General features: G+C 48.9%; 21 protein-coding genes. All 21 read right to left on the bottom strand.

Features of this window, described 5'->3' with window-relative positions; genetic code table 11:
- Nucleotide 1 precedes the first annotated feature (1 nt).
- The 21 genes from M1L66_RS08860 to M1L66_RS08760 all read right to left on the bottom strand — a co-directional run bounded on the left by M1L66_RS08860 (nt 2) and on the right by M1L66_RS08760 (nt 24,646).
- Nucleotides 2–1,414, bottom strand: a complete 1,413-nt coding sequence (locus M1L66_RS08860; protein ID WP_187022772.1) for an ABC transporter substrate-binding protein — start codon at nt 1,412–1,414, stop codon at nt 2–4.
- Nucleotides 1,415–1,445: 31 nt separating this feature from the next.
- Nucleotides 1,446–2,297, bottom strand: a complete 852-nt coding sequence (locus tag M1L66_RS08855; protein WP_110321264.1) for a sugar phosphate isomerase/epimerase family protein — start codon at nt 2,295–2,297, stop codon at nt 1,446–1,448.
- Between the two features lie 14 nt (nt 2,298–2,311).
- Nucleotides 2,312–3,379: a Gfo/Idh/MocA family protein gene (locus tag M1L66_RS08850; RefSeq protein WP_434692319.1), complete on the bottom strand. Its 1,068-nt coding sequence runs from the start codon at nt 3,377–3,379 to the stop codon at nt 2,312–2,314.
- Nucleotides 3,366–4,652: a glucose-6-phosphate isomerase gene (locus tag M1L66_RS08845; protein WP_434692316.1), complete on the bottom strand. Its 1,287-nt coding sequence runs from the start codon at nt 4,650–4,652 to the stop codon at nt 3,366–3,368. Before M1L66_RS08845 ends, M1L66_RS08850 begins: the two co-directional genes overlap by 14 nt.
- Nucleotides 4,653–5,240: 588 nt before the next feature.
- A complete protein-coding gene (locus tag M1L66_RS08840; RefSeq protein ID WP_434692313.1) occupies nt 5,241–6,263 on the bottom strand; it encodes a Gfo/Idh/MocA family protein in 1,023 nt (340 codons plus the stop codon).
- A 7-nt stretch (nt 6,264–6,270) separates the two neighbouring features.
- A complete protein-coding gene (locus M1L66_RS08835) occupies nt 6,271–7,488 on the bottom strand; it encodes an ROK family transcriptional regulator (RefSeq protein WP_187022776.1) in 1,218 nt (405 codons plus the stop codon).
- Nucleotides 7,489–7,593: 105 nt separating this feature from the next.
- Nucleotides 7,594–9,114 (bottom strand): ABC transporter substrate-binding protein, encoded by a 1,521-nt coding sequence (locus M1L66_RS08830; RefSeq protein WP_434692310.1) that lies wholly within the window; start codon nt 9,112–9,114, stop codon nt 7,594–7,596.
- Nucleotides 9,115–9,130: 16 nt separating this feature from the next.
- Nucleotides 9,131–10,393, bottom strand: a complete 1,263-nt coding sequence (locus M1L66_RS08825; protein WP_434692308.1) for a glucose-6-phosphate isomerase — start codon at nt 10,391–10,393, stop codon at nt 9,131–9,133.
- Between the two features lie 9 nt (nt 10,394–10,402).
- The gene (locus M1L66_RS08820) at nt 10,403–11,239 is read right to left on the bottom strand and encodes a sugar phosphate isomerase/epimerase family protein (RefSeq protein ID WP_434692305.1); all 837 of its coding nucleotides are present in this window, start codon (nt 11,237–11,239) and stop codon (nt 10,403–10,405) included.
- Nucleotides 11,240–11,257: 18 nt separating this feature from the next.
- Nucleotides 11,258–12,358, bottom strand: a complete 1,101-nt coding sequence (locus M1L66_RS08815) for a Gfo/Idh/MocA family protein (protein WP_002600854.1) — start codon at nt 12,356–12,358, stop codon at nt 11,258–11,260.
- A 13-nt stretch (nt 12,359–12,371) separates the two neighbouring features.
- Nucleotides 12,372–13,250, bottom strand: coding sequence for a sugar phosphate isomerase/epimerase family protein (locus M1L66_RS08810; RefSeq protein ID WP_434692302.1), 879 nt, complete (start codon nt 13,248–13,250; stop codon nt 12,372–12,374).
- A gap of 27 nt (nt 13,251–13,277) precedes the next feature.
- Nucleotides 13,278–14,120 (bottom strand): carbohydrate ABC transporter permease, encoded by an 843-nt coding sequence (locus M1L66_RS08805; RefSeq protein WP_187022781.1) that lies wholly within the window; start codon nt 14,118–14,120, stop codon nt 13,278–13,280.
- Between the two features lie 24 nt (nt 14,121–14,144).
- Nucleotides 14,145–15,098 carry a carbohydrate ABC transporter permease gene (locus M1L66_RS08800; RefSeq protein WP_025530068.1) on the bottom strand — a complete coding sequence of 318 codons (954 nt, stop codon included), beginning with the start codon at nt 15,096–15,098 and terminating at the stop codon, nt 14,145–14,147.
- A 192-nt stretch (nt 15,099–15,290) separates the two neighbouring features.
- Nucleotides 15,291–17,189 (bottom strand): DUF4838 domain-containing protein, encoded by a 1,899-nt coding sequence (locus M1L66_RS08795; RefSeq protein WP_434692299.1) that lies wholly within the window; start codon nt 17,187–17,189, stop codon nt 15,291–15,293.
- Between the two features lie 30 nt (nt 17,190–17,219).
- Nucleotides 17,220–18,941, bottom strand: a complete 1,722-nt coding sequence (locus tag M1L66_RS08790) for a glycoside hydrolase family 3 protein (RefSeq protein WP_434692297.1) — start codon at nt 18,939–18,941, stop codon at nt 17,220–17,222.
- A 211-nt stretch (nt 18,942–19,152) separates the two neighbouring features.
- Entirely contained in the window at nt 19,153–20,043 is an 891-nt protein-coding gene (locus tag M1L66_RS08785; RefSeq protein ID WP_434692295.1) for an N-acetylmuramic acid 6-phosphate etherase, read from the bottom strand.
- Between the two features lie 14 nt (nt 20,044–20,057).
- On the bottom strand, nt 20,058–20,885 hold the full coding sequence (locus M1L66_RS08780) for a PTS system mannose/fructose/sorbose family transporter subunit IID (protein ID WP_025530362.1): 828 nt from the start codon (nt 20,883–20,885) through the stop codon (nt 20,058–20,060).
- Complete coding sequence (locus M1L66_RS08775) at nt 20,882–21,655, bottom strand: PTS mannose/fructose/sorbose/N-acetylgalactosamine transporter subunit IIC (RefSeq protein ID WP_025530361.1); 774 nt, start codon at nt 21,653–21,655, stop codon at nt 20,882–20,884. Before M1L66_RS08775 ends, M1L66_RS08780 begins: the two co-directional genes overlap by 4 nt.
- Nucleotides 21,656–21,669: 14 nt before the next feature.
- Nucleotides 21,670–22,140, bottom strand: coding sequence for a PTS system mannose/fructose/N-acetylgalactosamine-transporter subunit IIB (locus M1L66_RS08770; protein WP_156834891.1), 471 nt, complete (start codon nt 22,138–22,140; stop codon nt 21,670–21,672).
- A 15-nt stretch (nt 22,141–22,155) separates the two neighbouring features.
- On the bottom strand, nt 22,156–22,620 hold the full coding sequence (locus tag M1L66_RS08765) for a PTS sugar transporter subunit IIA (RefSeq protein WP_187022785.1): 465 nt from the start codon (nt 22,618–22,620) through the stop codon (nt 22,156–22,158).
- Nucleotides 22,621–22,726: 106 nt separating this feature from the next.
- Entirely contained in the window at nt 22,727–24,646 is a 1,920-nt protein-coding gene (locus M1L66_RS08760; protein WP_187022786.1) for a BglG family transcription antiterminator, read from the bottom strand.
- Nucleotides 24,647–24,797: the final 151 nt, after the last annotated feature.

Below are 24,797 nucleotides of genomic sequence, written 5' to 3'. Positions count from 1 at the left end.
CTCATTCAAGTTTCTTCAGTTCTTCATTGATGGAGACATCCAGGGCTTTCATCAGGTTCTCAGGCGTATCCTTTTTATTCAGCGCCGAATCCAGTACCTGATTTAAATTATCCCACAGCATCTGTCCGACAGGTACCGGCGGGCGAATTTTTGCAGTAGATATGTAGTCCATAAATGCCTTATAGTTATCTTTGGAGCCGAATACCTTCTCCGACACACTCTTACAGGGAGACAGGCTGGCGCTGTCTTCCGCCATGACGGTCTGCGCTTCGTCGCTCAGTATGTATTTCATAAAATCCATGGAAAGCTCCTGATTGCCTGCTCCGCGTGGGATTACGAACGCCCATCCTCCTGCCCATGTCATATGTTTTCCCTCTTCCTTACTTGGGATCGGGCAGATTCCATAGTTCAAATCCGGGTTATACTGCGCCATGTTGGCAATATCGAAGTTTCCTTTAACCGCCATGGCCACCTGTCCGGTCACAAACGGATCCTGCGCTCCGGTACCGAGCCCCGCTGCAAATTCCACAAAGCTCTTTCCGCCAAATTTGTCAGCAACATCCACTTCCCACTGAAGTGCTTCGATATTCTCCGCCTTTGCGATTGTCAGCACATTGGCGTCGGCATCGTAGAAGTCCCCGCCAAAGTTCCAGCCCCAGGTATAAATCGGTTTACCCGCAAATAACCACGGAATGATACCAACCTGCTTATAGGTACTGCCCTCCATAATTGTCAGCTTTTCCGCTGCTGCATTTAACTCCTCGATCGTGGAAGGCGGATTCTCAGGATCCAATCCCGCGGCCGCAAATAAGTCCTTGTTATAGAAAAGCGCACGGGTATCTCCATTGTAGGGAATCGAATAGGTGCTGCCCTTGTACTGGGAACCAGACTTGGCCCAGTCGTAAATACCGTCAAAGGAGGTGCCGGAAGCCGCCATTAAGTCGTCCAGCTTTACAAGCGCATCCTGCTGGGCCCAGGTCGCAACCTGGAAATTATCCAGCAGCGCCATCTCCGGCGGGCTTCCTGCGGCTATGGAAGCCATCAGCTTATCCATGGTCTGTGTGTTGCCGCTGGCCTTATTGGCTACAAACTGAAGATTAATCTCCACATTCTTGTCATTCGTCTGGTTGTACATATCGACAACCTTTTCCATCGCGTCCGTTCCCGGACCGGCGCCCCAGGTATGCCACACGGTCAGAACTGTCTTTTCCCCCTTTGGACTCTCTTCTTTCGGATTCTCTCCCTCCGTATCCTTTGCCGCTCCGGTAGTTGTCTCTCCTGCTAAAGCCTTCGTAGACTCTGTTTTTCCGGAATTATCTCCGCTGGATGCTGTCTTTCCTCCGGCGCAGGCCGTCAGGGATGAGGCTGCAAGTAATGCGGCCATGCATGCGGCGAGTAAACGTTTGTTTTTCATATGAAATACCTCCTTTTTTACCTTCTATATTTTACATAAAGAAAGAACTGACATGATCTCTTGTCTTTAAGATTCCCCGTTTCACCTTATCCTCCGTGCCTTCCCAGACCGGATCCTCGTGCTCGATACAGATGGCTCCCTCATACTTAATCTCATAAAGAGCATCCACAATCCGGCCCCAATCCAGTTCTCCCAGCCCCGGCAGACGGTGTCTCCACCATTTCCCATTCTGTAAAACGCCGGTTTGTGCCAGGGCCTCCCGATCTACGACGGTATCCTTGGCATGGACATGGAAAATCCTGTCGGCAAACTGATAGATGTTTTTATACGGATCAATGAACTGCCAGACGAGATGAGACGGATCGTAGCAGAGCCCCAGCTGCTCACTGTCCACCGCATCAAAAACAGCTTTCCACAAGTCTGGTGAGGTGGCAATGTTACCCATCATGGGGCAGTTCTCGTAGCAGAGCTTAACCCCATATTTCTCCGCCAGCTCCACAAACTGCTTCGCCAGTTCCACCACAGCAGGCAGACTCTTCTCCGGAGCAAATCCCATACCGCCAAAGGATTCCGCCGTAACACCGGTGGAACACACAATTTTTCCGATTCCCATCTCACCGGCAAACCGGATCCGGTCCCGAAGAGCGCTGCAGTGAAACTCCGCCTCCTCCTTGTCCCTGCTGAGGAAATTACGGCAGTAAATCATGGTCCCGACCGATACCTTTCCTTCCCCCAGAACCGCGTCGAACTGTTCCTTGTCGAGAGGAATCGCCGGCCCCACATCTAACTCGCAGATTCCATTTTCCCAGGCCCAGTCGGCAATGGTCTTTAAATCCCTGATCCCGACACCGGTCAGGCTGTTTGTTAAAAGGCTCATTCTCATAATCTCTTTCCTCCTTATATATGCATAGTTTTACCGGTTTCGCAGGCCAGTAAAATCTTATCCAGCAGATCCTGAATATAGAGCGCCCGGTCAAAATTGCGGTCTGGCCTTTCCCCGGTCTGAATACAATGGATAAAATCATTGATTTCGGCAAAAAACCATGGATCTGTCACCAGATCTTCGTCCACGGAGATGACCTCCGGCTTACCTGCATATCCCCCGTCCTTTTCCTTAAACCAGACCTCCACTTCCGCAGGCCGGTCGTCCCGGAAAAGCATCATGCCGCCTTCTCCGTATATCTCAATGGTATGTCTCGCCACGCCCAGCCGGCTCGCTACAAAGGAAGCCAGTGTTCCGCTCTCAAACCGGAGGTTAAATGCCGCGGAATCGTCGTTGCTTACCTGGCCCTGTCCCGGGTCAAATATCTCATCCCGCTCCGAAATGGAGCAGGAGACGAAGCCATTTACCTCGGAAACCGCTCCCTGAGACCCGTCAAACATCCAGTCGCACAGATCCAGCATATGGCAGCCAAAATCAGCCAGCGCCCCTGTGCCGGAAAGCTGCTTCTGCATACGCCATTCCAGCTTCACCCCGGGATTGGCAATCCTGCATCCGCCCAGTGTCTCCCGGTATGTAAAAATCTTTCCCATCTTACCGGACTGCAGAACCTGGCGCATGTAACGGACCGCCGGTATCCCGCGATAGCTGAATCCGATCATGGCGACCGTGGAACAGCATCTGGCAATGCTTACCGCCCGGACAGAGCTTTCGGAATCAATGCTTAAAGGCTTTTCACACAGCAGATGCTTTCCTTTTTCCATAGCCCGCACAGCCAGCTCTCCGTGAGCATAGTTGGGAGTACAGATGCTTACGGCATCTACCTTCTCAAGCAGCTCATCGTAATCAGAACAGATTTCCACCTCCAGATTTCTTTCCTTTGCCCACTGTGCGGCACGTCCCGGGACAATGTCGCAGACAGCGGTGAGGACACAGCCTGGATTCTGTAAGTAGCCTTTCGCATGATTGCCCGCAATCCCCACCGTATAGCTCGTTCCAACAATACCCACTCTAATTTTCTCCATTGCTTTCACCCCTGTATTTATTTTTTCCAAGGGCTTCAAACATATAGCCCTTGTAGTTCTCCACACCTGGCTGGTCAAAAGGGTTGACCCCCAGCAGCTTTCCTGAAAGGTAACACGCAAATTCAAAGAAATAAAATAATTGGCCAAAGCTGTATTCACTCAATTCGCCGATTCTGATTCTGATACAGGGCAGACGCTCACTGTGCGCCTTTACGGTCGCCTCAAAGGCCGCCCGGCTGATGTCCGCCAGACTGGAGCCGTTCAGGTAATCAAAACCGTCCTCCACTTCGTCCGCTTCCACAAACACCGCATCTCCCTGTTCCTCAATATCCAGAAATGTCTCAAACAGAATCGGCGTTCCCTCCTGCACAAACTGCCCGATAGAGTGTAAGTCTTCCGAGTATTTCACCGCTGTAGGATAAAGGCCTTTTCCCTGCTTCCCCTCGCTTTCCGCAAACAGCTGCGTCCACCAGCCGTAAAAGTACTGAAGCCTCGGTTCAAAGGAAGCCAGCATCTCTACACGGAAGCCCTCCTGATACAAGAGGCTGCGGATGGCTGCATACTGAAATGCCGTATTTTCCTCTCCCTTTGTGTTCCGCAGTTCCCGTTCCATGTCTCCTGCTCCGGCAGCCATGGCGCGGATATCCATTCCAGCCACTGCCGCCGGGAACAGACCTACATTGCAAAGGCCCGAATACCGTCCCCCGATGTTCTCAGGAAAATCCAGAAAGGTATAACCGTAAATTCTGCAAAGCTCATGCAGGCGGCTTCCCCTCGTTCCAGTAGCAAAAACCCTTCTTTCATATCCGGCTCCGTATCTCTCTTTCAGATACTGGCGAAGAATTCGAAAACCGATACCCGGTTCCAGCGTTTCGAAGTTTTTCGCTATGACATTCACATAGACAGATTTTCCTTCCAGCTGCTTTAGAAGCTGTTTCATATACTGGGACGAGACGTTGTTGCCAGCATATAAAATCTTCATAGGGCCGCCGCAGGAAAGTGCCTCGACCACGGCTCTCGCTGCCTGATTGGAACCGCCGATTCCAATCACCACCAGGATCTCACCATCTTCCCTGACTCTTCCTGCACAGGTCTCTATTTCCCGAAGATTCTTCTCTCCGGCCCATTCCTCCACATGAAGCCATCCCAGATTACCTGAATATTTCTCTTCCCCAGCCTGTGCCTTTGTCAAAATATCTGCTTCCTGTTTCATATACTGTTTCAGCCTGCAGAGCGTAAATCGTCTGTCTGCGTTATAGAATTCTAACCGCATCGTATCAATCACCTTTCAAGTATTTTTTCACTTTTGTGCCGGTAATTACTTGTATGTTTTATTAAGTGTTATTAGTTTTTTAATTTAAATAAATATTAGCATCCAATTTTGTGTTTGTCAATAGCGTTTTGTATTATTAATACATATTAAAATCAAAATATCTTTATTTTATCAGCATTATTGTGCTTTCTTTCCGGCATTGAACAGTATTGTCAATACATTTTTATACATTTTTTTACCAACTAACTCAAATAACTGTTCACAGACGGCAGCACCATTTCTTTGTGATGACTCAAGAAGAGGAGTTGCGGGTACAGAAGCATTTAAGCCCGGAAGACTTTAATATTTACCAGCAGCGACAGGTACAATTTATGAGCAGCTCCTTTCCCTCTGGGCGCTTCCCTGAGCAGTGGTGCGGATGCCTGGTGTGTGACCTACAAGTTTGAAAAACAGACGCTCCTGCAGCCTCAATACCAACAGAACACAAGATATATGTTTACTGTGACAAAAAAGAATGGCATAACCTTTACAGTCATGCCATTCCAAAATAAAAATTACATTATTTTCCGATGCCTATCTTTCCGCCGCTTATTTTTCCGTTATAATCTCCCTGTTCTCCCGGGAAGAACGGTAAATATCCAGAACAAGCCCCAATGTACGTTTCGCATCCTCCGGATCTGTTGGTACCGGTCTTCCTTCCCTTAAACAACGGTAAAAATCCCGAAGCTGAATCTCGTGATAATTCCCCCAGTACGCCTCGCCCTTGACATCCGGTCCAACAGATGGATATATGGTTCTCGGCTCCTGACCCTTTAGCTGAATCAGTACTTCATTCTGCGTCAAGAGCGCGGTTCCATTTTCCCCGCTAATTTCCACCCGGATCGGGCTGTTGCTTGTATAATAATTACACGCAAAAAAGGAATAGACCGCTCCGTTTTCAAACGTAACAGCCGCGTCTGCCACATCCTCCACTTCAATATTAGTAAGGATTCTGCGGTCAATATGTCCTTTCACCTTTACCGGTTCACAGCCCATCAGATAGCGGACCAGATCCAGGCTGTGAATGGCCTGGTCAATGACCACACCGCCGCCTTCCTTTTCCCAGCTTCCTTTCCAGTCGCACTCATAGTACGAAGGGGGACGCCACCAGTTTAATGTAGAAAACGCACCGGTGATTCGGCCGAATCCCCCCTGCTCAATCAGCTTTTTAACTTCCTGAATGCCCTCGATATAGCGGTTCTGAAAGATAACACCCAGCTGCCTTCCGTTTCTGCCTGCCGCCCGGATCATGGCGTCTGCATCTTCCGTCGTAAGGGCTACCGGCTTCTCTGTCAGAACGTGAAATCCAGCATCGAGACATGCGGCCGCATGCTCCTTATGTAAATAATGCGGTGTCAGAACGTGAACCACGGACAGCGGCTGCTTCAGTAAATCTTCCAGCTTATCCGAATAGCCACAGCCTGGAAATGCAGCAGCCAGCTTCCTGGCCCTGCATACTTCCTTATCCACCACAAAGGCAACTTCCACCTCAGCCTTCATATTTTCAAACGCGGCCTGGTATACGGAAGAAATCCTTCCGCATCCAATAATGCCAGCTTTTATCTTTTCCACTTGCTTCTTACTCCTTAATAAAAAATTGTTTAATTGCCAGAGCCGCACCGCCTCTGGCTCCTGTAAGAGGATTGAAATCAATAAACTCAATCTCAATCTCCTGATCGTTCAGGCCAAAGATATGCTTCTTAGTCTCCTCCAGCAGCTGTCTCCGGTTCCTTTTCACCTTCATAATATAGCCGTCCACAATCACTAACGGCGGGCTGATGAGATTGATGATGTTGGCCAGTGTTACGCCCAGATACATGACTGCCTCCTCCATGACCTTCACTACATACGCGTCGTTGCACTCTTCCGCCATCAGCACGTCCTTCATGGTCAGTTCCCCGATGTCCGGACAGAGCTCCGTCAGCATTGTGGCAACGCCGTCATTGACTGCGGCTTTGCACTTCTTAAGAATGGCTCTTTCGCTGGCCATCTCCTCCAGGCAGCCGTTGTGGCCGCAGGTCTCACATTTGGGGCCATTGATGTCCACTACCATGTGCCCCGCCTCTCCTGCGCTGGCATTTTCACCGGTAATCATCCGGTTCTTCACAAACAGGGGACAGGCAATACCATAGGAAATCAGGTAGTATGCGAAGGAATCCGGCCTCAGAGTCTTTCCGAACATCTCCTCTCCTATGGCGCGCGCTCTTGCATTGTTCTCGATCAGGACCGGAATATCCAGTCTCCGCGACAAATCTCTCGCTATGTTTTTATTGTTCCACTCAGCTTTAAAGCTTTCTCTTAAAATTCCCACCTTGGATTCCACGAAACCCGGCAGGCCCATGCCTACTCCGAGTATCTTCTCCGGATCCACGCCGCTTTCCGAAATCAGCTTGTCAATATTGCGGGCGAGCGTATCCATCTCTTCCACGTATCCCCCGTTCATGGGCGGATACTTCATGCTGATTTTTTCATTCCCACGCAGATCCAGCATGCAGATCGCCGTCTGGTATGGATTCATCTCCACTCCGACAGCATATCTGGCGTCCTGAATGAAATTGATCTTAATGGGTTTACGTCCCAGGGAACGCTCCTCCACGTCAGAATCCTCTGCCGCAAACTCATAGACCAGCCCCCTCTCAATCAGGGACGATACATTCGTCGTGATCGTCGGCGGAGTCAGCGACAGCATCTCTGCGATCTTACTCCTTGATATGGGACCGTACTTATAGATTATCTCCTTGATCAGAGCCTCATTCTGTTTTTTAACTCTGGGCAGATTCGTTCCGCGTGCAGTCATCTTTTTCCCTCCAACTCCGTATTCTATCCCTTCATTATAGTGAATTTCAGGACATATTACAAGCAGAGGATACGCAAAAGCCTTACGTATCCTCTGTCCGGCGTATTATTTTAATGCTGCATAATCTGCCTCTGTATAATCCTTAAGCGGATCCCAGTTCGGGAAATCAAATGTTGCGTAATCGAGGCCCACAGCTTCGGATGCTCTCTGCCATTCCACGGTGGAAGCCTCTGACAATTTTTTCAGTTCACTTGAATAGTCTGTAATACTCTGTGAAAGCACCCCCTGCAATATGGCACCCAGGCTCGGTTGTACGTCTTTTACTTCCGCATAGAAGTCATATGCTTTTTCATCTCTTGTTGTTGCTGCCGGTACCACCTTTGCTATTTCACTTGCAATTTCGTAATACTGCTTCATAACTTCATTCGTCATATATTTTTCATTGACGCTCGGAACGATTGAAACATAGTTTCCATCGGACACACAACCGGACTGATATCCGTAATCTTCATCAAATAGAGCCATTAAATATTCTGCAGCCTCTTTCGGATGCCTGGACTGTTTATAAAGTCCCATCCACGGAGCACTTTCTACCTGCTGAACACCGCCCTTTGCTCCGCTGTCCGGAACAGGAACTCCCATTACTCCATATTTTAAATCGGGATAACTCTGCGCCCACGGCGGAATACACCACATCCCCTGGCAGAGGAAACCTGCCTGTCCCTGAGCAAACATCTCCCTTGCCTCGGGAGCGCTGATATTCACAGTATCTGGATGAATACTTCCGTCAGAAACCAACTGTTCCATCAGTGCCATTGCCTCATTCATGGCTTCGCTGTCATATGGAGCCTTCCCATCTACAGTCAGGACCTTGGCATTGGGAGCGACTTTTCCACCTCCCACAGCGGCTAAGGAGCGAGCCAGAATATCCAGACGATTTAACTGTTTTCCGCCTTCAATCAGACCGAATACCTCACCGTTCCCTGTTTCTGTTATCTTTTTACACGCCTCTGCAAATTCAGAATACGTCTCCGGAACCTTGGTAACACCAGCATTGTCCAATACATCTTTGTTATAGAAGAATAAACAATTTACGACCGGCATATTTTCTGGAATTGTATAGAGTTCTTCTCCCTTCATGGTTACGCCTTCTTCGAATACAGACGGATCCAGTGTATCTAAAAATTCCTCCGTCACATAATCATTCAGTGGCTGATACCACTCTTCTTTAAGAGCAGTGCTTAACGTCATGCCAGTCGGAATCGGGAATAAATCCGGTCCATCTCCCGATTTTATCATAGTAACAATGGTATTCTTAAACTGGTCAATCGTCAGCATCGTATATTCGATGGCGATATTGGGATGATCTTCCATATACTTTTTATTGAATTCCTCTCTTCTTGCCAGAGAACTGTCGCTCCAGTCCACAATCCGCAAAGTAATCTTTTCATCCGAATCAGCCGCCGTTGTATCAGAACTGCTGTCCTTTGACGGCGCTTCCGTCTTCTCCTGTGTCGGCGCTGCTGTCGTGTCGCTTCCCCCCGTACTCGGCATCGCACAGCCCGTCATGGCTGTTACCGTCATTGCCAGAGCCAGTGATAATGCCCCCATTTTCTTCAGTTTCATAAAATACTTCCTCCTTTTATTTATGTTTTCCAAGCGCTTGAAACATATAGCCCTTGTAATTCTCCACTCCCGGCTGGTTAAATGGATTTACCCCCAGCATGCTTCCGGAAAGGTAGCATGCAAATTCAAAAAAGTAAAACAACTGGCCAAAACTGTATTCGTTCAACTCACCGATCTTAAGCCTGACACATGGAAGACGCTCGCTGTGCGCCTGAAAGGTAGCTAAAAACACGGCTCTGTTGACCTCCCGCAAATCAGCCCCGTTTAAGTAATCGAAGCCGTCGTCCACATCGTCTGCCTCAAGAATCAGTTCCTCGTCCGGATTTTCGATATCCAGAAATGTCTCAAACAGCACCGGAGTCCCCTCCTGCACAAACTGGCCGATCGAATGCAGATCTTCCGAGTATTTTACAGCTACCGGATACAGCCCTTTTCCTTCTTTCCCCTCGCTCTCTGCAAACAGCTGGGTCCACCAGCCATTGAAATACTGATACCTCGGTTCAAAGGAAGCCAGCATCTCTATGCGGAAACCTTTCTGATACAGAACATTACGAATTGCGGCATACTGAAAGGCACTGTTTTCTGCCCCTGCTGCCGTCTTTAAATTCTGCTCCATATCTCTGGCGCCGGATACCATGGCACGAATATCAATTCCGGCCGCCGCGGCCGGGAACAGCCCGACATTGCACAGGGCGGAATACCGTCCCCCTATGTCTTCCGGGAAGTCAAGAAATGTATAACCGTGAGCCACACACAGGTCCTGCAGCTCGCTTCCTCTCGTCCCGGTTGCGAATACCCTGCTGTTGTAGTCTGCCCCATAGCGTTTTCTCAGATACTGCCTGAGAATCCGGAAACCGATTCCCGGTTCCATAGTCTCAAAGTTCTTGGCAATGACATTTATATATACGGATTTCCCGTCCAACTGCGCTAAAATCTGCTTCATATACGCGGAAGATATATTGTTTCCGGCGTACAGAACCTTTACCTTACTCTGGCTAGGCAGCGCATAGGTCACTGCCCTGGCCGCCTGATTGGAACCCCCGATTCCGATTACCACGAGGATATCCCCATCGTCCCGGACCCTTTTTGCGAAAGTCTCGATCTCAGTAATCCGCTCTTCTCCGGCCCATTCATCCACGCTGAGCCATCCAAGACTGTCACGATACTGCTCTTCTCCGGCCTGTGCCCGGGTCAGGATTTCTTTCTTCTGTCTCATGTACTCGTTCAGTTCTTCACAAGACGCCTGCCCGCTTCCGTCATAGAATTCCAAATGTACCATACTAATCACCTACCCAATAATTTCCCGAACATACGAAACTGCCTTCGTATACCGTTCAAAGTCTACCTTTCCTTTTTCATATTCAATGACCGCCCAGCCATTGTCTCCGAAATTCTTTTTTATTACGGACAGGAGTCTTTCATAGTCCATGTTGCCCTTGCCCAGGTCCACATAGTTTTCCTGTTTTTCAGCAAATGTCCTGCATTTTTCCATATCTTCTTTTTTAAAGTCCCGTAAATGAACGTATGAAATTCTGTCCGGATACTTCTCTAATAAATCTGCCGGTTCCCAACCGCTGCCGGCTGCCCAGCCGGTATCCAGTGCGAACCGCACCTCCGGAGCATGATGAATCAGCGCCATAAACAGCAGGCCATCCTGGTCAAACTCCCAGCAGTGGTTATGATAGTTGACGGAAACACCACTCTCCTTCGCCTTTGCTGCCATCTCGTTCAGTTTTCCAGCCATTTTCTCAGCCGCTGCCGGATCAGATAGTCTCGGATCTATGTCTTCTTCTGGATGCTGCGATGGGTCGTTCTGAGCCATACCTGTAAAAATAATATTCTTATTCGGCATAACCTGCAGAAATTCCACTGCCTTCCCAACCGCATCCTCCACCTTCTGCGGATCATCCAGAAGATCGGTCCACAGTGCAGATACATGAAGTCCTGACAGCTGCAAATGATACTGATCCAGCAGTTCCTTTAAATAACTGCTCTTTTCGACTCCGAAGAAACGCGCGCCGATCTCCACGCCCTGGCATCCGGTCTTCTCAAATTCCTTTAATACTTCTTCCGTTTCCTTTGCGATCCTGTCGGTAAACAGGACGGCATGACAGCCTATTTTCATTTTAAAAATCCTCCTGGTCTATTCAAAGTCAATGGGAACACTGCATCCGCAGTCTGAAGATTCCTGCAGCGCATCGATCAGCTTCTGAATATAAATGCCTCTCTGGAAGTCTGTATCCACCGGCGTTCCTTTTTCAATTGCATCAATAAACTGTTTTATCTCAAAATAGAAATTGATCGCAAACGGTGTTCTCGGAACATTTTCATTAATCAGATACATCTCCTCCGGAACCTTTACGCACTCCGGCGCGCCTAAATATCCGCCCTCCGGATCTTTCTTCTGGATCTGCAGTGAGAAATGGTCGGCGCCGTCAAACACCGCGTTTCCGCCGCTGCCGTATACTTCCACCGTATGTCTGCTGCCGATTCTGCTGGCCGTGTAGGAGAGCAGGACGCCATCCCTCGTCCTGGCAGAGAACATCGCCACATCGTCGTTATCCACACTGCCCCTGCCGTTCCCATGTACCCGGTCGCGTTCCTCCACCATAATACCGCTCATGCATTGTACCTCGGTGATCGGTCCCGCCGTGTCGCGGATCAGCATATCGCCGATATCCAGCATATGGCTTCCAAAGTCCGCCATGGCTCCAGGTCCCGATAACTCCTTCTGCATCCTCCATTCCAGCTTTACCTGTGGATTGGCGATTCTGTTTCCGCCAAGAGACTGGCGAATATAAAAGATCTTTCCGAGGGAGCCGTCATCGATCAGCTTCTTCAAATACATATACCCGGGAATTCCGCGGTAGCAGAGCCCGATCATGCAGACCCTGCCGGACATTTCCGCATAATTTAATGCCTTCTGGCATTCCGGCGCATCGACTCCAAACGGCTTCTCACACAGGACGTGTTTTCCCGCCTTCAATGCCTGAACCGTTAATTCAATGTGGGAGGCATTGGGGGTACAGATGCTGACTGCATCCACCAGATCCAGAAGTTCTTCATAGCTTTCGCAGGCCTTTGCCCCCTCCAGTCCGAATTTCTCTATGTAACCGGCGGCCCTCTCCCTGATAATATCGTAAACGGCCGTAATCTTCGCCTCCGGCACTCTCAAATACCCGTCAATGTGGTTGCCTGCGATTCCGATCGTATTTCCAACTCCTACAATTCCTACTCTTACCATTGTTTTTCTCCTCTCAGCGCTTTCCAATAAATGCCTTTAAATATTCTTTTCCAAGTATCAGACCATTCTCCACCAGTTCCAGCGAATCCTCGTAATCCGGATCCTCGTGTTCGATGCTGACCGTTCCCCGATACCCCGCTTTTTCCAGTTCTCCGGTCAGCTTTCTCCAGTCCAGAAGTCCATGGCCCGGAATCCGGTAGCTCCACCAGCTGAAATCTGTCAGAATCCCGCACTCCTTCAACCGCTCTTCTTTTATCTCCGTATCCTTGGCATGGACATGGAATATCCGTTCCCCGAACTCCGCCACCGGAGCATACGGATCGATAAACTGCCATACCAGATGGGAGGGATCATAGGCCAGCCCCACCATTTTGCTGTCCAGCCGTTTCAAGATCTCTCTCCACATCACCGGGGAAATGGCGATATTTCCCATCAGCGGGCAGTTCTCAAAGGCCAGCTTTACATTTTTCTTCTCTGCGTATTCCACAATGGGAGCAAAGGTCTCCACAAACTGATCCAGGCTTCGGGCCGGTGTCCTGCGGATTGAATCCGCCTTGTCATAGATTCCCTCCTCCAGGGTCTTATTAATGCCCGTGGAAGTCACTATCTTTTCTATTCCAAGATCGCCTGCAAATGCAATCCTCTTTTTCAGTTCCGCAATATGCGCTTCTGCTTCCCCGCTGTCTGTGCTGAGAAAATTCCTGCAGTAGGTAAGAGATGTTATCGCCACCTTCCCCTTCTCCAAAACCTGCTCAAACAGCTCTCTCTCCATCGGAACGGTAGGTCCCACTTCCAGGTCTTCAAAGCCCTGGGCCGCCGCCCATTCCGCAATTTCGTCCAGCTGCACCATCCCTTTTTTCACAAGGATGTTTGTCATAAAACCAAGTCTCATCTTATCCCTCCTTATAATGAGCACTCATTAACTCTTAACCGCTCCCGCGATGCCTTCCACGAAGTATTTCTGCAGACAGATAAACAACAGAATAATCGGAATAACCGCGATCACGCCGCCGGCCGCAATGCCGGTCCAGTCAACGGTATTTTCACCTTTAAACGCGTACAGTCCGACAGCCAGTGTACGGGAAGACGGGTTATTAAGCGTCAGTACCAATGGAAGCATAAATGCGTTCCATGCCCAGATGGTCTCCATGATGACTACGGTCGTTGCAATCGGCTTCGTTAGCGGCATCATGATATTAAAGAAGGTCCGAAAGAAATTACAGCCGTCCACCTTTGCCGCCTCTTCCAGTTCTCCGGGGATCTGCTCGAAAAAGCTGGAGAACAGAAGAAGGAAAATCACGTGAGCGCCGCCGGCCTGAGCCAGGATCAGCCCCAGCTTCGTACCGACCAGCTTCATGCTCTTGATCACCTCGTAGGTCGGTATGATCGTACTGACTAACGGTATCGCAATGCTGCTCATGAAAACCATCATCACCACTTTCTTACCCACGAAGTTATATCTTCCCATCGCATATCCTGCGAGCATCGTCATGATCAGCACGAGGAATACCGCGAAAAATGTTACAATTACCGTGTTAATGAAGTATGTATTGAAATGTGCCTTCTCCCAGATTCTGGTGACATTGTCAAAGGTGGGATTCTGGGGAATCAGTCCCAGTTTATTTTTAAAGAATTCGTTCTGGTCCTTGAAGGAAGCGGATATCATCCACAAAAACGGATAGATCCATGCCAGACCGATTATCAGCAGCAGCCCATGATTCAGCAGGGTCTTCACCTGTCTCTTTGCCTTATCTCTGTTCATCTTTACCTCCTGATTTCCTGACATCTATACGCGCCTGCTGTTCAAACGCGCCTTGATGATATTTAACACGACACCGATCACAATCACCGCGATTCCAAACAGAATTGCCGCCGCACTGGCATATCCCAGTCTCGGCATTCCGATCTCACTGGAGAACGCCGAACGATAAACGTAAGTGGCAATGACATCGGTCGCATAGAAGGGACCGCCTTCGGTCATCGTCTTGACGATATCAAATACCTTCAGGGAATTGATCGCGCACAGGATTGCGATGATTCCGCCGACCGGTGCGATAAGCGGAAGGACGATATGGATAAATGTCTGGAACCGGGTAGCTCCGTCCACGGTGGCCGCCTCGTACACGTCCTTGGAAACGCCCTGAAGTCCTGCCAGCCAGTAGATCATGTAAGTTCCGCAGTCTTTCCAGAGAGAGATGAGAACCAGTGTCGGCATGGCGTATTTTGCATTTCCCAGGAAATTGATCGGCGCCTTGATCAGATGAAGCGTGACCAGCAAATGGTTAATCGGCCCCTGGACACCCAGCAGGAAGATCATGATGATACCGACGACCGACGCGGTGGTGACAACCGGTATAAAGTACATGGTCCGGTAAACAGTTCTCCCCTTCAGCGCCTCGTTGTTCAGCATATATGCCAGGAACAGCGATACCGCCAGCTCCAAGGGAACAATCATGATTGTATATTTGAAGCTGTTGAAAAAGGCATTCCAGAACAGCTCGTCATGAATCAGTTCCACGTAATTCTGAAGTCCGATAAAAGCCGCATGGCTCGTCAGACCTGACCAGTCCAGAAACGAGTACTGGATACTGCAGATGATAGGATATCCCTGAAACAGGATATAAAAAATAAGTGACATTGACATAAACAGCCAGCACCAGCCGTTTAAGATCAGCTTTTCCCGGCGTTTATTCCGTTTTGTGACAGCTTCCACTCCCATATTCTCCGTCTTTGCTTTCATAATCCACCTCACAGATAAAATTTCTTACGGTTTGAATTAGTTTTTTAATTTAATTAAATAATATCATTATGCCTATGACTTGTCAATATATTTTTTAATTTTTTATCTATTTCTTACAAAGGAAGGGCCGAAACTGCATATGAAGTCCTGTTTCATAAGCAATTTCGACCCTTTCCAAATTAAATTTCACTGCTAAAATCCTGTATAGTGGTGTCCTACCTCGATCACACGGTATACATCCACACACTCCTGGAACTCTATTTCATGCTGCTGCAGAAAGGTACAAAACTCCGACCAGGATTTTCCCGCCTCTTCCCGCTTTCCTGCTGCCAGATAAAACAACGCCTTTCCTAAACGCCTGATGTATTCGGAGTGATATTCCAGATGAATCCAATAGCTTCGGTTCTCGTCTCCGCAGCTTTTCACATGTTCCCGGATAAACGGCAGAAACTCATGCGCCATTTTTTCAAGTGAAGCCATGCGGTCTGCCACAACACGGTTCTCCCGCGGCCCCTTTCCATTGAAATAATCACAGCTGCATAAGGCAGACACCGCCTTTAAGTACTCCCGTACCCGTTCGCCCTCACGTCCATACGCCGCCGAGAAATAAGCTTCTTCCAGCCGCTCCTCTGAAAGGGACGGATCAAACAGCTTCTTTCCCATAACGTAGTTCGGCAGTGCATTCGGAAGCGCGGCCCGAAGCTCCTGGCAGCTGATATATCCGTTCAGCCCCATATCCCCCAGCCGCTCTATATCATGGCCGATGACTTCCGCCAGCCTGACGTAGCCGAAATCTCCGTAATGAGCCCTGCCCAGCGGATAATCATAGACAAAGCTGTCCCCGTGAAATATCTCCTGCCACGCGCGCAGAAAAGCCATATTCTCGTTCAAATCCACCGGAAGCCGGATCTCATTTCTCCGGTATGGCATAACGGCCCCATACTCCGGACGGATTTGGTATGACTCCTCAAAAGTACGGCTGATCGGCGCAAACATCAGCACAAAACGGTCCGGGTTCTTAAAGCGCTCCTTTTGGGGAGGCCATAAAAGCTCCTGATACAGCAGAAAAACGATTCGCATGGTGCTCCCTGCCTCCGTAAGCTTTTGGTCGGCCAGATTTAATATTCTGACGTACTGGTCGGAAGGAAGCTCCTTCTTACAGGAATCACACTCACAGACGTTGTTGTACTCATCGGCCAGCCATACATGGAGATAATTGATATCCGGATTCTGAACCGCATACCGGACAATTTGATCGGTAAATGCCTCCATTACCGTTTCATCGGAATAGCAAAGATTTGTATTCATTGGAATTCCGTGAAACAGCGCTCGTGTCCCATTCAGCTGCGCCATCATGCCGGTCTCTTCTCTGGTTGGCTTCCGGGTTGCTGGCTTCCACTCCACCGCCGGAAATCCGATTACGTCGCCTGTCCATCCGTGCCCCACCTGATGAAGCTTCAGTCCCCTCCGTTTCATCTCCCTGCGCACGGTCTCCGTATACGCTTCCGCCCGCTCCGTATCAAATTCCTCCTCCGGTAGCATCGGATTGTTTTCATGATGGTACCACCTGGCCATAAAGGTATAGGGAAGCTTAAACTGAAGGAAAAATGAGTTATATCCCATTTTGGGCAGCCAGTCAATGAAGTCCAGGATGTTTTCCATCGAATCGGCGCCCTCGATACAGACTCCCCGATGGCGCAGGGAAGCCGTCTTTTTCTCGGTCATCGAAAGTGCTGCCAGCCCGGATAGCGGCTCGATGATCTCATACTTCCTCCCCGGCCGCAGGAAATGGCAGCCGGCGGACTGGAGCCAGGCGTATACACCGATTAGCACACTGCACGGATTATTTCCGGCGATCACGCCGCCCTGTTCTCCGGTATCAATTACATATCCATCCGGAGCCATCGCGGATTGTTCCGTTTCATGACAGCTTTCCCCTCCTGCTGCCAGTTCCAGCCTCAGCCGATAGCTTCCCGGCAATTGAAGCGCATCGCTCTTCTCCTGCATCTTTTTCCAATAATCCTTCAGTTCCTTTTCCGCAAACTGAAATACCTCATGATTTTGATACGAGTTTTCAATAATTAATTCCAATTCATGACCCCCTTTCCCCTGACGGGCAGTCTAAAAATGTGTGTCCCACATGCCGCACCAGACATCCTCGTCGTATTTCCCCTCAAATGGAGCCAGCCCCGCAATGCGCTTTACCGTCTCATCCACTGTTTCCGACGTATCATTGTATGCGTTTATGAAGGCCGGTACTCTCGCCACATCGACGAGATGGTTCGTATAATTAAAGGATGTAAATACAGTGGGAACGTCATGTATGTACCAGGGATAACAGCTCGACATGGGATGCGGCCAAAACAGCCTTACTGAATTAGTCTGTGCGAAGCTGGTAATATCCGCAAAGATCATCACCGCGTCATACCTGGCCTTAAAATCCGCTATTTTCCCTTTATTGACAGAAGATACCATGAGCTCCGGTTCATAGCCGTATTTCTTCAACGCCGCCAGAATCCGCTCCGTAATCTGATCGCTACCTCCTGACTGGACTCCCTGGCCGTAGGAAGAATTCAGACTTCCCACATTGCCGGACAGGACAAACACCCCGATCTTTTTATAAACCTCCGGAGACAGAGGAAGCTGTCCCTTCGTATTCTTGACCAGTGTGACAGCCTTCTGCGATGCCTCTCTCGCCGTCTCCAGATGCTCTCTGCATCCGATTCGCGCCAGTGCCTCTTTTCCCGGATGAAAACTGCCGCTCTCCTTCCTTCTGTGAAGTCCGATCGCCGCTTTGCAGGCCAGGATCCGGTAAATTGCCTCCGTAAGCCGCTCCTCTGTCACGATTCCCGACTTAAGGCCCGCTTTCATCGCCTCCACGTCCTCTTCTATATCATTGATTCCCAATATCATATCGCAGCCGCAGGCAATCGACAGAGGTATTGCATCGAAACGGCTCATTCCGTAATATCCCATCATCTTCGTCTGGTCTGTTACCACAAGACCATGAAACCCAAGCCGGCCGCGCAAAAGCCCCCCGATTAGCTCTATGGAAAGGCAGGCCGGCTGCATATCCCGTTCCTCCAGCTGCGGATTCAGCTTCTTCTGATAAGCGGGAAGCGTAAAATGGGCCGCCATGATGCTTAACACACCATGATCAATCGCCGTCTGATAGATTTTCCCATACGTCTCATCCCACTCTTCACAAGTCAGACCATTGTTTGATATGGCTAGATGCCGGTCCCTCTCTTCCCAGCCATCCCCCGGGAAATGCTTAAGGCACGGCACTACGCCATATTCCATACACCCCTTATTATATGCCTCCACGCAGTCGCTGACAAACTGCGGGTCACTGCCGTAGGCCCTCGTATTAATCAGACTGTTTCTCCAGTTGCCATAGATGTCCCCCACAGGACCAAACGTCCAGTTATACCCCACTGCAGAGGTCTCACTGCCTGTAATCCGTCCCACCTCGTAGGCATAACGGGCATCTCTCGTCGCCCGGACCTGCGCCCCGGAAGCCACCAGGGTTCCCCCTTTCAGCGCGCCGTTAGGACCGGACTCACAGTTTCCCGCGTAGAGATAAGGAATTTTTGCACGCTCCTGAAGCTCTGCCATGATATCCTGAGCCTCCTCGTTGCCATAGAGTGCGGCCCTGAACGGAATGGCCGCAAGCGGATACTCTTCCAGGAACTGAATCAGCTCCTCCCTGCTTTTTCCCATGAGCGGGTCTGCAAAGAGCTGGCATACCTTTTCATGCGGCGTCATGGCGGCCTCGGTTTCCTTTACCCACCGCTCCCCTGCTTCATCCAGATAAAACGGATTTCCCCTTAAATCAACCACTTGATCTGCCTCCTTCTCCTGAGTTTATTTTGATCGTCTGATTTATTTAATTAATTTAATTAAATATTATACTGTTTATGGACTTTTGTCAATCGGGGAGAGAAGCTTTTCTGTTTAATCTTTCCGATCATATCATGAAAAGCGTAGAGAAGCCCCACAACTGCCATTCGGCAGCCATAGGGCTTCTCCCTGTTACTATATTCTATTCCGCCTATATCACCCGGTTAATATCTCCCCCGCATTCCTCAAACACCTTAATTGCCTGTTCAAGACCGATTGATTTCTTCGCCATTAACAATGCAAGCTTAATATCGTACTCCGTCTCCTCCATCAGCTCCTTCGCCCGCTCTTTCGTGCACCCGGATGCCTGCTGCAGGATATACAGGAGGCGTTTTCTCATTTTGTCACTGACCGGAGGCACTTCGATCATTAAATTGCTGTACACCTTACCCAGCTTTACCATGGTAACCGTAGTAATCATATTGAGTGCCATTTTCATACAGGTGCCCGCTTTCAGCCGTGTAGATCCCGTAATTACCTCAGCTCCGGCTACCAGTTCCACCACATCATCCGCAACACGCCCAAGAAGTGTATCGTAATTGTTGATAATCGCTGCAGTTCTCGTCCCGCATTTCCTGGCATAAGTCAGCGCACCAATGGGATATGGCGTTCTTCCGGAGGCACTCAGGCCAATGCAGTAATCTTTTTCGTCAATACCGTAAGCCTCTAAATCTGCTTTTCCGCTCTCCGCAGAGTCCTCTGCACCTCCCTCCGTCTTCATAATATCTGAGAAATGCCCAGCTACGATGGGAATAAACTGGTTCTCTGTCCCAAAGGTGGCGTTCGTCTCATATCCATCCAAAAGTCCCAGATAACCGGAATGAGCTGCTCCAATAAAAAATACGCGGCCTCCGCCTGATATAGTGGAAATACAGGTATCGATCATATTTACGATCTGAGGAAGAGCCTCTTTCACTGCAGCCGCACAGCGATAATCCTCCTCATTCATAACAGCCGCTATTTCTCCGGCTTCCATATGGCTCATATCCATGGTCCGCGGATTTCGTTCCTCAGTTGTCAAGGTCATCAAATTGTCTTCCATGTTTACCTCCCTGTTTAGAAAATACCGAACAGACCGCCGACTAAGCCGAGTACGATTAAAATCACCATAACCTGCATGGATTTCATCTTCTTTTTCTTCAGCAGATAAAGCGTCATCAGTGTCAGGGCCAGTGGAAGAAGGCCATGGAACAGCTTATCCAAAATCGCTGTCTGAACAGCAAGCTCGCCGTCACTTAAATGGATCATAACCGGAGTTGACAGGGCAACAAACTGGGCCGTCAGTGCCCCCATTACCATGGCTCCGATTGCAGAAGCCCCTGTAATCACCTTTTTAATCAGACCACTGGCCATAATCTTCTGAATTCCCTCTCGCCCCAGCTTATAGCCCTGCATCCACACGTAATACGCAATGGAAAGCATGATACCCATCATCAGCACCGAGTAGACAAATGGTCCGAACAAGCTTCCTCCTGCACTCAGTGATATACCGATCGACAGCAAAATCGGCGTTAATGTCCCCTGCCACAACGTATCGCCAATTCCTGCAAACGGTCCCATTAGGCCCGTCTTAATACCGTTAATGGCCTCGTCAGATATCTCTGCTCCGTTAGCCCGCTGCTCTTCCATGGCAATGACCATGCCGTTAATGACGCCGCCAAAATGCGGTTCTGTGTTATAGAATTCCATGTGGCGCTCCAGCGCAGCCTTATATTCCTCCGGATCATCTCCATACAGTTTCTCAATAATCGGTGCCATTGCGTGTACGAATCCGGTAGCCGCAAGACGCTCATAGTTATAGTTAGCATGACTGAAAAATGTCCATCGCCAGAAGGAACCCACAACATCCTTTTTCGTTAATGTCTTTACCTGTTTTTCACTCATAAGATGGCACCTCCTTCTGATCTTCCCTCTTTAAACTGGGTATAGAAGTAAGCGATAATGAAGCTTAAGACCGCAATGACAATGACGTCAAGCTGTAAATAAACGGACAGAATAAATCCCAGCAAATAGAATAAAAGAGTATTCGGTCTTCCTATGGAGCGTAAATTCATCGCGATTCCCAGTGCCGGAAGAATTCCGCCGATTACCTGAAGCACATGAAGCGGTTTATCCCCGATCATAGCAATGAAATTGCCCACATATTCAGCTCCGAAATACGCTCCCAGCATAACAGGAATCACACTGATAATAAATACAAATATCTGAGGCGGCACTACATGGAGGAAACAGATCTTCTTTAAATTTCCTTCGCTGGCAGCCTTGTCGGCCATATGAACAAATGTGACATCAACAGTCATATGTACCACCCAAATAATAGTTCCTAATAGTCCCAGCGGCACCGCCAGCGTAATTGCGGTGGCCGGATCTACATTTCCCGCTATGGCCAGGGCCGTCCCCAGGGTCCCTGCCAGTCCCGGATCAACCGGTACGGTACCGCCGGCTGAGATAAATGCAATATAGGGAAGCTGGATCGCCGCTCCAATGATGACGCCCTCCGCCGGTCTTCCCAGAATCAAACCTACAAGTGTACCTGCCACAAGCGGCTTTTGGAACAAACTCGCGGAACCGAGTACTGTGGTCCACGGAGTCCCGATAATTCCCAAATAATACACAATACCGATTAAAATAGCCTGAAATATTGTTATCTGCATACGTAAATCCCCCCTCAGATGATTTTGTCGAGCTCCATTCTCGGGTTTTCAGCGACCATCTGTATGTATACCCTGGCCCCATTGTCTGCCAGAGTCTTCAGCATCGTAAGTTCCTCATCGGAAGCGGATATATTTTTATAGATAGTTTTTCTTCCCTTTTTAATTCCCATACCCCCGATATTGATGTGATCAAATGAAACCCCGTGTTCCTGCAAGTAGACGTATGGCTCCGGCGTTTTAGCCAGAACGATAATTTTGTCGCTCTCTTTCTGGCTTAAGAACGCCTCCACGCTCTGTTCCCTGGTATATACCTCCGCCCTGATGTTGGATGGAACCAGCGATTTGATCGTCATGCACAGGAAACTGTCCTTTGCCGTCACATCATCAATGACAATAATCTTATTCGCCCCCGTAAAGTTCACCCATGAGGTCATAACCTGCCCGTGGATCAGTCTGTCGTCAATCCTCGCCAGTACAACAGCCATAAATGTCCCCCCTTTCTATCGATCACCCGTATGCGTCCTGCACGGGTCACCGTGACAATCATCAGAACCGCTCATTAAAGCGATTCTCCCGGTAACATTGATAATTCCTTTCCGGCCGCTCTTTTCTCCAATTTCCAGTAACCCGGCGGCTGTCACCACGTGACGGTCTGCAAGCAGGACGCTTAAGACCATCGGAAGATTTAACCCTGTTAATACCTGAAGCTTGTGCTCCCGCAGAAGCTTTACGGTTTCATTACACGGCGTTCCTCCAAATAAATCCAGCAGAACGAGAACCTCATCACATCCTCCTGCCATCATGCTCTCAATCCTGTTCAGGATCTCTTCTCCAAAAAAACAGGGATCCATATCGCCATAAATACCGATGGCCTCTGCCTGCTCCTGCGGACCAATCACCATATCGGCAGTCTCCAGAATTGCTTTCCCTATATTATAATGAGTCGCAATTAAAACACCGGTCACCTCTCCACCTCCTTTCCTGTCGGCCTCTATGGTTTTAAGTATAGCACACCTATAGAGGCAGAAAATTTAATGTATTTCACTAAGCTTCGTGCAGATAATTAATATTTCAGAATTTATCACGGAGGGATTCCGTTAATTGATTCAGTAGATTTTCATAGCTTAAATCTGAAAGAAGTTCGTTTACCAGCTTTTTATTGCATACCAGGGAAGAAAGGTAATGCCAGAGCTGGAATGCCTTAGGGTTATTGGCCTCCGCGGATACCATTAAAACAATGCGGACCTTCTCACTCTCAGACCAGCTGATCTCCCGGTCCAGAAGACCGGCTACCACAAAGGTCTCCTCTGTAATCGGGCAGAGGGGATGGGGAATGGCAATCTTATTGCCGAAATAGGTGCTTCCAAGTTCTTCTCTGGCCAGGATTTCAGTTCTGAACCTCGGGGACAATTCATACTTTTCCTCAGCCAGTGTCAGAAGGCGTTCCAGTATGTCCTCTTTAGAGCCTGCTTCCCCCATGAAAACAAGATCCTCATGGAATTTTGACAGCACGGATTCGGCACTGGTATACCCGTTAATTGCCATATTCATCCGGAGAAAGTCCTGCTCGCTGGGGAACATACGAATGCGAACCGCGAGATCCTTCACCGCTCCTGTAAGCTTCCTGTGGGTCGTAAATACTGCGTCATATTTCTGCAGTTCAACGGCCGGTAGATCAACCTGATTGACAAAATCCAGGCAGGCGATCTGATTTTTAAACCACTGATTGATTCTCTGCCTGATCAGAATGGTTTCACTCTGCTTTAACGGAGTAATAACAAGGATGCTCTTCGCATTCTCTTCCGCATTTAAGTTTTCCAGCCCATAGGCAAAACAGAGTGCAAAATACGATATTTCCCCTTCCACAATCTTTTTTCCATACCGCTTCTGAATGAGCAGAGAGAAATAGATTGCAATATCAAAGGCAAACGGAAATGATTGTTTGATTTCATACAGCATCTCATTGTCCAGCTGCATATCATTCTGCAGCCTGGTGAGCAGAGGAATAAAATGCAGGCACAGAAAGATATTGAGTTCCACATCTCCGGTAAAATCCACACTGAATTCCTGGTGGATGAGGGACAGGGAATCGGTGATAAAATCATTCACCTCCTGAGGAATTCCACTCTTTCTGTCGTAGTCCCCTGTTCCTTTTAAATAGATAGCCAGCAGTCCGATCTCATCCTCCATCACCGGAAAATTCAGCTTCACTGCACTCCGTCTCAGGATACGCTCTGCAATCTCATATTCCCGTTCACTGCTGGTGTTACTCTCGTTCGTATTTTTCTTTCTTATAAAATTCCCCCCCAGCATACGTTCAATCGACAATACCACATAGACAATGAGTTCCCGGAACAGAGTATCCGAAATCTTAAACTCGTAGTCCACCAGCGTCTCTACGATAATCTCTTCAATCATGGTGACAGTCTTCATCTCCAGTGATTTTCTGTTCCTGTTTCCGGCCGGCAGTGTATAGATATTTTCCTTAATGAGACACTGCCTCTTGTTCTTTTCCAGGCCCCCGATCTTATACCCCCTTCCGGATTCGTAAGACATGGTCAGCTGGTATGGCTCAATGGTCTTTCTGACAAGCTTCATATCGAGATAAAGCGTAGATTCCGACACGGCCATCTCCTCTTCCAGCCATTCTTTGGTCAGATACTGGTTCGTTCCCAGCAGCCTGGATATCATTAATTTTACCCTCATGGGCTGTTCTGTCAGCGGAAATTCATCTGAATATTCTCTTCTGATTCTCTCCGTCAGTTCCTGGAATCTCTCCTGATTCAGCACCTTTAATATACTGCCTTTGGAAGGCATCGACAGAATAACGGCGCTTCCATCCCGGTCCAGGGCCTCTTTTACCACGTCAAAATCAGCTTTCACAGTTCTGATACTCACTTCGAGCCTGTCTGAAAAGTACTGTGATGAAAAAACCGCGCCCGGACTGGAACAAAATTCCATAAGTATCTTTAACTGGCGCTTAGACAGCATAACACTCCCTCCTTTTCCGTTGCTACTTTGTTCCACAGTGTATCGTCTTCCCCCCTCCTGATCTAGTTCCAGTATAATCAGGCCTTATGGAAAAAGCAACCCACAGAAAAAGCCCGGCATCGCTCCCTCTCAGGACCTTCTGCCGGGCCAT

Origin of the sequence: Hungatella sp. SB206 (assembly GCF_051132295.1) — a bacterium.
GTDB lineage: Bacteria > Bacillota > Clostridia > Lachnospirales > Lachnospiraceae > Hungatella > Hungatella effluvii.
Note: the sequence above shows the minus strand (reverse complement) of the source record. Positions and strands in the feature narration are given on the sequence as shown.